The sequence below is a fragment of the Streptomyces sp. NPDC058812 genome (assembly GCF_042744565.1).
GTDB lineage: Bacteria > Actinomycetota > Actinomycetes > Streptomycetales > Streptomycetaceae > Streptomyces > Streptomyces thinghirensis.
In genome coordinates this window covers 338,269-350,086 of sequence record NZ_JBHYOB010000009.1, presented here as the reverse complement: position 1 = coordinate 350,086, position 11,818 = coordinate 338,269, and the positions used below count along the sequence as shown (strand labels likewise).

The window sequence follows — 11,818 nt, the reverse complement described above, 5'->3', positions numbered from 1 at the left end:
CGGGAAGGCGATAAGGCGTACCGCGCACTCAGGCCTTGGGTACCCGCACGATCAGCGCGTCACCCTGGCCGCCGCCGCCGCACAGCGCCGCCGCGCCGACCCCGCCGCCGCGCCGCTTCAGTTCCAGCGCCAGGTGCAGCACGAGCCGGGCGCCGGACATGCCGATGGGGTGGCCCAGGGCAATGGCACCGCCGTTGACGTTCACCTTTTCGGTGGAGACGCCGAGGTCCTTCATTGACTGCAGGGTGACGGCCGCGAAAGCCTCGTTGATCTCGATCAGGTCGAGGTCCGCGACCTGAAGGCCCTCCTTCTTCAGGGCGTGCCGGATGGCGTTGGACGGCTGCGACTGCAAAGAGTTGTCCGGCCCGGCGACGTTGCCGTGCGCGCCGATCTCCGCGATCCACTCCAGGCCCAGTTCCTGCGCCTTGGCCTTGCTCATGACGACCACGGCCGCCGCGCCGTCGGAGATCTGCGAGGCGGAGCCCGCGGTGATCGTGCCGTCCTTCGAGAAGGCCGGGCGCAGCCTGCCCAGCGACTCGGCGGTGGTGTCGCCGCGGATGCCCTCGTCCTTGCTGAACAGCACCGGGTCGCCCTTGCGCTGCGGGACCTCGACCGGGGTGATCTCGGCCTCGTAGACGCCGTTCTTCTGGGCGGCGGCGGCGCGCTGGTGGGAGAGGGCGGCGATCTCGTCCTGGACGCCGCGCTCGATGCCGAGGCGGGTGTTGTGCTTCTCGGTGGACTCGCCCATGGCGACGCCCTCGAAGGAGTCGGTCAGACCGTCGTACGCCATGGCGTCGATCATCTGGACCGCGCCGTACTTGTAGCCCTCGCGGGACTTCGGCAGCAGGTGCGGGGCGTTGGTCATGGACTCCTGGCCGCCGGCCACGACCACCTCGAATTCACCGGCGCGAATGAGCTGGTCGGCGAGCGCGATGGCGTCGAGACCGGAGAGGCAGACCTTGTTGATCGTGAGCGCCGGGACGTTCATGGGGATGCCGGCCTTGACGGCGGCCTGGCGGGCCGGGATCTGCCCGGCGCCGGCCTGGAGCACCTGGCCCATGATCACGTACTCGACCTGGTCGCCGCCGATCCCCGCCCGGTCGAGGGCGGCCTTGATGGCGAAGCCGCCGAGGTCGGCCCCGGAGAAGGACTTCAGCGAGCCGAGGAGCCGCCCCATCGGGGTGCGGGCACCCGCGACGATGACGGAGGTCGTGCCGTTCGTTCCAGAGGTTTCGGACGTTCCAGAAGACATGAGCTGCGATCCCCTTTTCCGGCCCGCACAGGCCGAGGAGTGAACGAGGGTTTACTCGAATGTACTGAGCGGTATCCCGCCCGTCACCCGGCGGTCGGTGTGATCGCGCGCACGTTGCGTAACCACCTCCGGAGCGCTGCACTGAATCCATGCTGACGCGAATCGACCACATCGGAATCGCCTGCCACGACCTCGACACGACCGTCGAGTTCTACCGTGCCACTTATGGCTTCGAGGTGTTCCACACCGAGGTCAACGAGGAGCAGGGCGTGCGCGAGGCCATGCTCAAGATCAACGATACGTCGGACGGCGGGGCCTCGTACCTCCAGTTGCTGGAGCCGACCCGGGAGGACTCCGCGGTCGGGAAGTGGCTCGCCAAGAACGGCGAGGGCGTCCACCACATCGCGTTCGGTACGGCGGACGTGGACGCGGACGCCGCGGACATCCGGGGCAAGGGCGTACGCGTTCTGTACGACGAGCCCCGGCGCGGCTCCATGGGGTCGCGGATCACCTTCCTGCACCCCAAGGACTGCCATGGCGTACTGACAGAACTGGTCACTTCGGCGGCCGTTGAGTCACCTGAGCACTGACTCTCGTACATATGGGCCGGTAGGGTTGGGTGCGGTCGCCGCTCAGTCCAGGGTGACCCGGTCCTGCCGTCAGTGGTGGCGGGACCGCCGGGGTCGTGTTTCGGGGGGCGAACGCCGGGGCAGAAGCGCATGCTCCGCCGTTGATCTGACACCATTCCCCGGGGGCCCCGTCCGGTGGACGGACGGAGCTCGTTCGGGAAGATTTGCGACCAGGGGACGGATGGGACCGCGCAGTGCGGGGCTACGAGAGCCAGGAGCGAGAGCCGGCGGCTGACGTCGACCACCTCTCTCGGTTCGAGGCCGAGATGAAGCGGCTGAAGACCGAGCGGGAAAAGGCGATCCAGCACGCCGAGGACCTCGGCTACCAGGTCGAGGTGCTGCGCGCCAAGTTGCACGAGGCGCGGCGCACCATCATGTCCCGGCCCGCCTTCGACGGCGGCGACATCGGGTACCAGGCCGAGCAGTTGCTGCGCAACGCGCAGACGCAGGCCGACCAGCTGCGCGCGGACGCCGAGCGGGAGCTGAGCCAGGCCCGCGCGCAGACGCAGCGCATCCTCCAGGAGCACGCCGAGCAGGCCGCCAGGCTCCAGGCCGAGCTGCACCAGGAGGCGGTGACCCGTCGCCAGCAGCTGGACCAGGAGCTGGCCGAGCGCCGGCAGACCGTCGAGTCGCACGTCAACGAGAACGTGGCCTGGGCCGAGCAGCTGCGCGCCCGCACCGAACAGCAGGCCCGCCGACTGCTCGACGAGTCCCGTGCCGAGGCCGAGCAGTCCCTGGCCGCGGCCCGCGCGGAGGCGGAGCGGCTGACGTCCGAGGCCCGGCAGCGGCTGCGGGACGACGCCGAGAGCGCCCGCGGCGAGGCCGAGCAGATCCTGCGCCGCGCCCGCACCGACGCCGAGCGGCTGCTGAACGCCGCCTCCACGCAGGCGCAGGAGGCCACCGACCACGCCGAGCAGCTGCGCAGCTCCACCGCCAGCGAGTCCGAGTCGACCCGCCGCCAGGTCCAGGAGCTGAGCCGGGCCGCCGAGCAGCGGATGTCCGAGGCCGAGGAGGCGCTGCGCAAGGCGCAGGCCGAGGCCGAGAAGGTGGTCGCCGAGGCCAAGGAGTCCGCGGCCAAGGCGCTCGCGAGCGCCGAGCAGACCAACGAGCAGCGCACCCGCACCGCCAAGGAGCAGGTCGCCCGGCTGGTCGGCGAGGCCACGAAGGACGCCGAGTCCACCAGGAGCGAGGCCGAGCAGCTGGTCGCGGACGCCCGCGCCGAGGCCGAGAAGATCGTCGCCGAGGCGGCCGAGAAGGCCCGTGCGCTCACCGCCGAGGAGTCGGCCACCCAGCTGTCCAAGGCGGCCAAGACCGCCGAGGACGTGTTGAACAAGGCCTCGGAGGACGCCAAGCGGACCACGAAGGCCGCCACCGAGGAGGCCGAGCGGATCCGCACCGAGGCCGAGGCCGAGGCGGACCGGCTGCGCGCCGAGGCGCACGACATCGCCGCCGAGCTCAAGGGCGCGGCGAAGGACGACACCAAGGAGTACCGCGCCAAGACCGTCGAGCTGCAGGAGGAGGCGCGCCGGCTGCGTGGCGAGGCCGAGCAGCTGCGCGCCGACGCCGTCGCCGAGGGCGAGAAGATCCGCGCCGAGGCCCGCAAGGAGGCCGTGGCGCAGATCGAGGAGGCGGCGAAGACCGCCGAGGAGCTGCTCGCCAAGGCCAAGGCGGACGCCGACGAACTGCGGCAGACCGCGACGGCGGACGGCGAGAAGGTCCGCGCCGAGGCCATCGAGCGGGCGACGACCCTGCGCCGGCAGGCCGAGGAGACCCTGGAGCGCACCCGCGCGGAGGCCGAGCGGCACCGCACGGAGGCCGCCGAGCGCGCCGAGGAGCTCCAGGCGGACGCCGAACGGGCCGCTCGCGAGCTGCGCGAGGAGACCGAGCGCGCCGTCGAGGCCCGGCAGGTGGAGGCCGCCGAGGAGCTGACGCGGCTGCACACCGAGGCGGAGGAGCGCCGCACCGCCGCCGAGGAGGCGCTGACCGAGGCCCGTGAGGAGGGCGAGCGGATCCGCCGCGAGGCGGCCGAGGAGAGCGAGCGGCTGCGCACCGAGGCGGCGGAGCGGGTCCGTACGCTCCAGCAGCAGGCCGAGACGGAGGCCGAGCGGCTGCGCACCGAGGCCGCCGCGGACGCCTCCGCCTCCCGCGCGGAGGGCGAGAACGTCGCCGTACGCCTGCGGTCGGAGGCCGCCAACGAGGCGGAGCGGCTGAAGTCGGAGGCACAGGAGAGCGCCGACCGGGTGCGGGCGGAGGCGCAGACCGCCGCCGAGCGCATCGCCGCCGAGGCGTCCGAGGCGCTGGCCGCCGCCCAGGAGGAGGCCGCCCGGCGGCGCCGCGAGGCCGAGGAACTGCTCGGCGACGCCCGGCAGGAGGCGGACCAGGAGCGCGAGCGGGCCCGCGAGCAGAGCGAGGAGCTGCTGTCCTCGGCCCGCACCCGCGTGGAGGAGGCGCAGGCCGAGGCGACCCGGCTGGTCGAGGAGGCCGACCGGCGCGCGACCGAGATGGTGTCGGCCGCCGAGCAGCACGCGCAGCAGGTACGGGACTCGGTCGCCGGGCTGCACGAGCAGGCCCAGGAGGAGATCACCGGACTGCGCAGCGCCGCCGAGCACGCGGCGGAGCGCACCCGGCGCGAGGCCGAGGAGGAGGCGGACCGGGTCCGCGCCGACGCCTACGCGGAGCGGGAGCGGGCGAGCGAGGACTCCGGGCGGCTGCGGCGCGAGGCGCAGGAGGAGACGGAGGCCGCCAAGGCACTGGCCGAGCGGACGGTGTCCGAGGCCATCGCGGAGGCCGACCGGATCCGTACGGACGTCTCCGAGCACGCCCAGCGGGTGCGCACGGAGGCCTCCGACGCCATCGCCGAGGCCGAGCAGTCCGCGTCGCGTACCCGGGCGGACGCCCGCGAGGACGCCAACCGCATCCGGTCCGACGCGGCGACGCAGGCGGACACCCTGATCACCGAGGCGCGCTCCGAGGCGGAGCGGCTCACCACGGAGACGGCGGCCGAGACCGACCGGATCCGGACGGAGACGGTCGCGGAGGCGGAGCGCGTCCGCACCGAGGCGGCGAACGAGGCCGCGCGGGTCCGGACGGAGGCGGCCGACGAGGCGGAGCGGCTGCGGACCGAGACGGTCGCCGAGGCCGACCGGATCAGGGCCGAGGCCAGTGCCCGGGCCGAGCAGCTGGTCTCGGACGCCACCGGCGAGGCCGAGCGGCTGCGGGCCGAGGCCGCCGAGACGGTCGGCTCCGCGCAGCAGCACGCCGAGCGCGTCCGCGCCGAGGCGGAGCGCGTCCAGGCCGAGACGGCGGCGGAGGCCGAGCGCGTCACCGCGGCCGCCCGTGAGGAGGCCGAGCGCACCCTCGACGAGGCCCGCAAGGACGCCAACAAGCGGCGCTCGGAGGCGGCCGAGCAGGTCGACACGCTCATCACGGAGACCACGGCCGAGGCCGACAAGCTGCTCACCGAGGCCCAGCAGCAGGCCCAGAAGGCCACCGCGGAAGCCGAGTCGCAGGCCGACACGATGGTCGGCGCGGCCCGCACGGAGGCCGACCGGATCGTCGCGCAGGCGACGATCGAGGGCAACACCCGGGTGGAGAAGGCCCGTACGGACGCGGACGAGCTGCTGGTCGGCGCCCGCCGGGACGCGACCGCCATAAGAGAGCGCGCGGAGGAGCTGCGCGAGCGCCTCACCTCCGAGATCGAGGAGTTGCACGAGCGGGCCCGCCGCGAGGCCGCCGAGACGATGAAGTCGGCCGGCGACCGCTGCGACGCGCTCGTCAAGGCCGCCGAGGAGCAGCTCGCCAAGGCGGAGGCGAAGGCCAAGGAGCTGGTGTCGGAGGCCAACTCCGAGGCCGGCAAGGTGCGCATCGCCGCCGTCAAGAAGGCGGAGGGGCTGCTCAAGGAGGCCGAGCAGAAGAAGGTGTCCCTGGTCCGGGAGGCCGAGGAGCTCAAGGCCGAGGCGGTCCGGGAGGCCCGGCAGACGGTCGAGGAGGGCAAGCGCGAGCTGGAGATCCTGGTGCGGCGCCGCGAGGACATCAACGCCGAGATCTCCCGGGTGCAGGACGTGCTGGAGGCACTGGAGTCCTTCGAGGCGCCGACGAGCGGCGGCAAGGACAACGGGGTCAAGGCCGGGGCCACGGTGGGGGCACCACGTTCGGGTGGCAAGTCGTCAGACGGCTAGCGCCCGGGGCGGATTCGATGATCTGCTGGAGACCTTTGGCCGGAGTCCTGACCGGACCCCGGACCTGAACTTTGGCAAGCCATCCGTGGGCCTGCCACCCAAAAGAGGTGTCATTCTCCGTATCAAACGTGCATCCGCTCGATGACACACCGCATTGGCGCCTAGGATTCCCTCTATCACCTCACCGGTCTCTTTCGACAGGAACCCCATGAGCGACACTTCCCCCTACGGCTTCGAGCTTGTGCGGCGTGGGTACGACCGCGCTCAGGTGGACGAACGTATCTCCAAGCTCGTCTCCGACCGTGACAGCGCTCTCGCCCGCATCACCGCTCTGGAAAAGCGCATCGAGGAGCTCCACCTCGAAACCCAGAACGCCCAGGCCCAGGTGAACGACGCCGAGCCGTCGTACGCCGGTCTCGGCGCCCGGGTCGAGAAGATCCTGCGTCTCGCCGAGGAAGAGGCGAAGGACCTGCGCGAGGAGGCCCGGCGCGCGGCCGAGCAGCACCGCGAGCTCGCCGAGTCGGCGGCCCAGCAGGTGCGCAACGACGCGGAGTCGTACGCCGCCGAGCGCAAGGCCAAGTCCGAGGACGAGGGCGTCCGGATCGTCGAGAAGGCCAAGAGCGACGCCTCGCAGCTGCGTTCCGAAGCGCAGAAGGACGCGCAGTCCAAGCGCGAGGAGGCGGACGCCCTCTTCGAGGAGACCCGCGCCAAGGCCGCGCAGGCCGCCGCCGACTTCGAGACGAACCTCGCCAAGCGCCGCGAGCAGTCCGAGCGCGACCTGGCCTCCCGTCAGGCCAAGGCCGAGAAGCGCCTCGCGGAGATCGAGCACCGCGCGGAGCAGCTTCGCCTGGAGGCGGAGAAGCTGCGCACGGACGCCGAGCGCCGCGCCCGCCAGACCGTCGAGACGGCGCAGCGCCAGGCCGAGGACATCGTGGCCGACGCCAACGCCAAGGCGGACCGGATCCGTTCGGAGTCGGAGCGCGAGCTGGCGGCCCTCACCAACCGCCGCGACTCCATCAACGCGCAGCTGACCAACGTGCGCGAGATGCTGGCGACCCTCACGGGCGCCGCGGTGGCCGCCGCCGGTACGCCGGCCGAGGACGAGCCCGTCTCCCGCGGGGTGCCGGCCCAGCAGTCCCGCTGACCCGGGGCGTACGCCGGCCGAACAAGGGCGTAACAAGTACGAAGCCTTCTGTCACTGGGGTGGCAGAGGGCTTCGTCACGTTTTAGCGTGGGCGCCATGATCGAGCTCGAGGGGCTGACCAAGCGGTACGGCGAGAAGGTGGCGGTCAACAATCTCTCCTTCACCGTCAGACCCGGCATCATCACGGGCTTCCTGGGACCGAACGGCGCGGGCAAGTCGACCACCATGCGGATGGTGCTGGGCCTGGACCGTCCCACCGCCGGGGACGTCCGGATCGACGGCAAGCACTACGACCAGCTCAAGGACCCGCTGACGTACATCGGCGCGCTGCTGGAGGCCAAGGCCTGGCACGGGGGGCGCAGCGCCTACAACCACCTGCTGTGCCTCGCGCAGAGCAACGGCATTCCGGCGAGCCGGGTGCGCGAGGTGCTGGACACGGTCGGGCTCTCGGCGGTCGCCCGGAAGAAGACCAAGGGTTTCTCCCTCGGCATGGGCCAGCGGCTCGGCATCGCCGGCGCGCTGCTCGGCGACCCGCGGATCCTGATGTTCGACGAGCCGGTCAACGGCCTCGACCCCGAGGGCATCCACTGGATCCGCAACCTGATGAAGACCCTGGCCTCCCAGGGCCGTACGGTCTTCGTCTCCTCCCACCTGATGAGCGAGATGGCGCTGACGGCGGATCATCTGGTGGTCATCGGCCAGGGCAGGCTGCTGGCGGACACCTCGATGGCCGAGTTCATCGCGGAGAACTCGCGCAGCTACGTCCGGATCCGCACTCCGCAGCGCGAGCGGCTGCTCGACGTACTGCACGGGGACGGCATCACGGTCGTGGAGACCGGGTCCGAGGTCCTGGAGGTGGACGGCGACAAGTCGGAGGCGATCGGGGAGCTGGCGGCACGGCACCAGATCGTGCTGCACGAGCTGAGCCCGCAGCGGGCCTCGCTGGAGGAGGCGTTCATGCAGCTGACCGCGGAGTCCGTGGAGTACCACGCGCACGGCGGGCAGCCGCCCGGTCCGGTGCCGCCGCACCAGCAGCAACAGGGACAGCAGCAGGGGCAGCAGCAGTGGGGCAGCGACTGGAGGAAGGGATGAGCATGGCGGCGACACAGGTCGTACGGTCCGAGTGGACCAAGATCCGGTCGGTCGCGTCCACCGTGTGGACGCTGGGCCTCGCCGTGGTCGTCACCATCGCCCTCGGCATGCTGATCTCGGCGCTGTCGAAGAGCGAGTTCGGCAACATGAGCGAGCGGGACCAGCTCACCTTCGACCCGACCTTCATCAGCTTCGCCGGAACGAGCCTCGGCCAGCTGGCGATGATCGTGTTCGGGGTGCTGGTGGTGGCGAACGAGTACAGCTCCGGCATGATCCGCACCTCGCTGGCCGCCGTGCCGAGGCGCGGCACCTTCCTGTTCAGCAAGATCGCGGTGGCCACCGCTCTCGCCCTCATCGTGAGCATGATCACCAGCTTCGCCACCTTCTTCCTCGGCCAGGCGATGCTCGGCGACCTCAAGGCGTCGATCGGCGATCCGGGCGTACTGCGCGCGGTCATCGGCGGCGGCCTGTACATGACGCTCATCGCGATGTTCTCGATGGGCGTCGCCGCGATGCTGCGGTCGCCGATGCTGTCGCTGGGCATCCTGATGCCCTTCTTCTTCCTGATCTCCAACATCCTGGGCAACGTCCCGGCGACGGAGAAGGTCGGCCGGTTCCTGCCCGACCAGGCCGGCAGCAAGATCATGCAGGTGGTCTCGCCGATCGACGACGACGTCCCCTACGGCCCGTGGGGCGGCCTCGGGATCATGGCCCTGTGGGTGATCGCGGCCCTCGTCGGCGGGTACGTTGTGCTGAAGAGGCGGGACGCCTGATGAGGATCGGGCAGACGCTGGAAGGGTTCCGTCCGTGCCCGGATTTTGCCCGGGCTTGAACGGAACCGTCAGCGCCTCGATATCCTCCTAACCCTTACGGGGGCGTGTGCCCTGCTGTCCTGAACCTTCCGATGGGTGCGGAGCATGATCGAGGCTGTCGGCCTGACCAAGCGCTACGGCGACAAGACCGCTGTGTACAACCTCTCCTTCCAGGTGCGGCCCGGGGCCGTCACCGGCTTCCTCGGGCCCAACGGCTCGGGCAAGTCGACGACGATGCGCATGATCCTCGGCCTGGACAACCCCACCGCCGGACACGTGACCATCGGTGGCCACCCCTACCGCAAGCTGCCCAACGCCGCCCGCCAGGTCGGCGCGCTCCTCGACGCCAAGGCGGTGCACGGCGGCCGCTCCGCCCGCAACCACCTGCTGAGCCTGGCCCAGCTGTCGGGCATCCCGGCCCGGCGCGTGGACGAGGTGCTCGGCGTGGTCGGCCTCCAGGACGTGGCCAGGCGGCGTTCCAAGGGCTTCTCCCTCGGCATGGGCCAGCGGCTCGGCATCGCCGCCGCGCTGCTCGGCGACCCGCAGGTGCTGCTGTTCGACGAGCCGGTCAACGGCCTCGACCCCGAGGGCATCCACTGGGTGCGCAACCTGATGAAGGCGCTCGCCGCGGAGGGCCGTACCGTCTTCGTCTCCTCGCACCTGATGAGCGAGATGGCGCTGACCGCCGACCACCTGATCGTCATCGGGCGCGGCCAGCTGCTCTCCGACATGAGCGTGAAGGACTTCATCTCGGCCAACTCGGCGGACTTCGCGCGCGTGCGGACACCGGACAGCGAACCGCAGCTGCGCGAGAAGCTGACGTCCGCGCTGACCGAGGCGGGCGGGCACGTGATGTCCGAGCAGGACGGCGCGCTGCGGGTGACCGGGCTGGCCCTCCCCCGGATCAGCGACATCGCGCACGGCAGCGACGTACGGCTGTGGGAGCTGTCGCCGCACCAGGCCTCGCTGGAGGAGGCCTACATGCGGATGACGCAGGGCGCCGTCGACTACCGGTCGACCGCCGACCAGAAGGCCGGGCTCCAGCAGCCGCTGCCGCCCGGCGCGCAGCCGCCGATGCCGGTGCCCGGACAGGGCCAGCCCGGCTGGTACGCCCCGCCGCCGCCTCAGCAGGGCGGTCAGCCCTTCCCCGCGCCCCAGGGCGCGCCGGGCCAGGCCCCGGCCGGACCGTACGGCGCCCCGGCCGCGCCCGGTGCGGTGCCGGGCGGGCAGCCCGCCAGCCCGTACGCGGCACAGCAGGCCCCGCAGGCGCCCGCACCGCCCGGCGCCGCCCCCTCGTCCACTCCCGCCCCCGCGCCCGTCACCGACCCGACCAAGCCCGAGGACGCCCGATGAGCACGCCCCAGCCCCCGATGCAGCAGGCCGCACCCGACTGGCACGCGGCGCCCGGGTCGCCGTACCCCACGTACACGTCGCCGATCCCGGTGGTGCGCACGCACCTCGGGCACGCGCTGGCCTCCGAGTGGACCAAGATCAAGTCGGTGCGCTCGACGATGTGGACGCTGGGCGTGTTCGTCCTGCTGGTCGTCGGCATCGGCCTGCTGACCGGCCTGGTGGTGGCGAGTTCCTCGTCCGACCTGGCCGGCGAGCCCGCGCTCGGCCTCGGCTTCTTCGGCCTGCTGCTCGGCTGCATCTGCCTCATCACCCTCGGCGTGCTGACCACCGCGTCGGAGTACGGCACCGGCATGGTGCGGACCACGATGACCGCCTGCCCCAGCCGCGGCCGCGTCCTCGCCGCCAAGGGGATCGTGTTCTTCCTGGTGGCCTTCGCGGTGACACTGGTGTCCGTCTCCCTCATCGGCCTGCTGCACGTGGCCATGCTGGAGGGCAACGGCACCTCGGACCCCACTGGCGCGGAGTGGCTCAAGGGAACCGTCGGCGTCTCTCTGTACGTGGCGCTGCTCGGGCTGCTCTCGCTGGCCATCGGCTCGATCATCCGCCACTCGGCGGGCGCCATCACGATCATGATCGGGCTCCTGCTCGCCCCACTGGTGATCGCGCTGTTCATGTTCTCGGAGTCGCTGAAGGACGTGCAGCAGGCGCTGTTCGAGTACTCGATCCCCAATCAGATGAGCATCTTCTACGCCAACTCGCTCAGCGACTCCGGCCCGTCCGGCTGGGACCCGCTGTGGATCATGCTCGGCGTGACGGCCGCCGCGTTCGCCGGCGCGTTCGCGCTGCTGGAGAAGCGGGACGTCTGACCCCCGCGGTCAGAACCTCGGCGCGTTACGGGACCGCTGCACCCGCGTGGTGCGGCGGTCCTTCGCGTTCCAGCAGGACTTGTGCCAGTGCCGGCGGTCGTCGACGCCCGAGTGCGCCGGCCACGCCACCACGTGCGGGACACCGTCCGGGATCAGCTGGTCGCAGCCCGGACAGCGGTACGCCTTTCCCTGGGCGCTCGCGCCCGCCACGTGCCGTACGCTCCAGTCCTCGCCCCGCCAGCTCTCCGACGACTGCCAGCCGCCGTAGCGACCGGAGCCGTCGTCCTCGGCGCTCCGGCCGGACGAACCGGCACCCTTGGGTCGGTTGCGACGCGGGGACACAGGACACCTCACGGAGCTATACAGGGAATACGGGCGGCGACCAGCCTACGCGGCACGGACAGGGGTACGCGTACGCCGCCGACCGCGGCAACTCCCCCGTGCGGAGCTGCCCGCGGGGGCCGTCGAGGACCGTCGAAGGCCGTCCACAAC

At 71.7% G+C, this 11,818-nt stretch carries 9 protein-coding genes; 7 read left to right on the top strand and 2 right to left on the bottom strand.

Going from position 1 to position 11,818, the window contains the following annotated elements; translation table 11 throughout:
- Positions 1-28 precede the first annotated feature (28 nt).
- Positions 29-1,252: an acetyl-CoA C-acetyltransferase gene (locus tag ACFW48_RS21340; protein ID WP_386316786.1), complete on the bottom strand. Its 1,224-nt coding sequence runs from the start codon at positions 1,250-1,252 to the stop codon at positions 29-31.
- Between the two features lie 149 nt (positions 1,253-1,401).
- Between ACFW48_RS21340 and mce the strand changes: the two genes are divergently transcribed.
- The 7 genes from mce (at position 1,402) to ACFW48_RS21305 (ending at position 11,326) form a co-directional block, all read left to right on the top strand.
- Complete coding sequence (gene mce / locus ACFW48_RS21335; RefSeq protein ID WP_100048260.1) at positions 1,402-1,842, top strand: methylmalonyl-CoA epimerase; 441 nt, start codon at positions 1,402-1,404, stop codon at positions 1,840-1,842.
- Positions 1,843-2,075: 233 nt separating this feature from the next.
- The gene (scy, locus tag ACFW48_RS21330) at positions 2,076-6,059 is read left to right on the top strand and encodes a polarized growth protein Scy (protein ID WP_386316784.1); all 3,984 of its coding nucleotides are present in this window, start codon (positions 2,076-2,078) and stop codon (positions 6,057-6,059) included.
- A gap of 208 nt (positions 6,060-6,267) precedes the next feature.
- Positions 6,268-7,203, top strand: coding sequence for a cellulose-binding protein (locus ACFW48_RS21325; protein ID WP_121749238.1), 936 nt, complete (start codon positions 6,268-6,270; stop codon positions 7,201-7,203).
- A 96-nt stretch (positions 7,204-7,299) separates the two neighbouring features.
- Positions 7,300-8,295, top strand: a complete 996-nt coding sequence (locus ACFW48_RS21320; protein ID WP_386316781.1) for an ABC transporter ATP-binding protein — start codon at positions 7,300-7,302, stop codon at positions 8,293-8,295.
- Entirely contained in the window at positions 8,292-9,068 is a 777-nt protein-coding gene (locus ACFW48_RS21315; protein WP_386316779.1) for an ABC transporter permease, read from the top strand. Before ACFW48_RS21320 ends, ACFW48_RS21315 begins: the two co-directional genes overlap by 4 nt.
- 144 nt (positions 9,069-9,212) lie before the next feature.
- A complete protein-coding gene (locus ACFW48_RS21310) occupies positions 9,213-10,460 on the top strand; it encodes an ATP-binding cassette domain-containing protein (RefSeq protein WP_386316777.1) in 1,248 nt (415 codons plus the stop codon).
- Complete coding sequence (locus ACFW48_RS21305; RefSeq protein WP_386316775.1) at positions 10,457-11,326, top strand: ABC transporter permease; 870 nt, start codon at positions 10,457-10,459, stop codon at positions 11,324-11,326. The genes ACFW48_RS21310 and ACFW48_RS21305 overlap by 4 nt, the downstream gene beginning before the upstream one ends.
- 9 nt (positions 11,327-11,335) lie before the next feature.
- Here the strand turns inward: ACFW48_RS21305 and ACFW48_RS21300 are convergent, their stop codons facing one another.
- Positions 11,336-11,668 (bottom strand): ATP/GTP-binding protein, encoded by a 333-nt coding sequence (locus tag ACFW48_RS21300; protein WP_386316773.1) that lies wholly within the window; start codon positions 11,666-11,668, stop codon positions 11,336-11,338.
- Positions 11,669-11,818: the final 150 nt, after the last annotated feature.

Bases quoted from the DNA above. Each gene is read 5' to 3' on its own strand.
- ACFW48_RS21340 (WP_386316786.1), bottom strand. From the start codon at position 1,252: ATGTCTTCTGGAACGTCCGAAACCTCTGGAACGAACGGCACGACCTCC.
- ACFW48_RS21310 (WP_386316777.1), top strand. From the start codon at position 9,213: ATGATCGAGGCTGTCGGCCTGACCAAGCGCTACGGCGACAAGACCGCT.
- ACFW48_RS21325 (WP_121749238.1), top strand. From the start codon at position 6,268: ATGAGCGACACTTCCCCCTACGGCTTCGAGCTTGTGCGGCGTGGGTAC.
- ACFW48_RS21315 (WP_386316779.1), top strand. From the start codon at position 8,292: ATGAGCATGGCGGCGACACAGGTCGTACGGTCCGAGTGGACCAAGATC.
- ACFW48_RS21305 (WP_386316775.1), top strand. From the start codon at position 10,457: ATGAGCACGCCCCAGCCCCCGATGCAGCAGGCCGCACCCGACTGGCAC.
- mce (WP_100048260.1), top strand. From the start codon at position 1,402: ATGCTGACGCGAATCGACCACATCGGAATCGCCTGCCACGACCTCGAC.
- ACFW48_RS21320 (WP_386316781.1), top strand. From the start codon at position 7,300: ATGATCGAGCTCGAGGGGCTGACCAAGCGGTACGGCGAGAAGGTGGCG.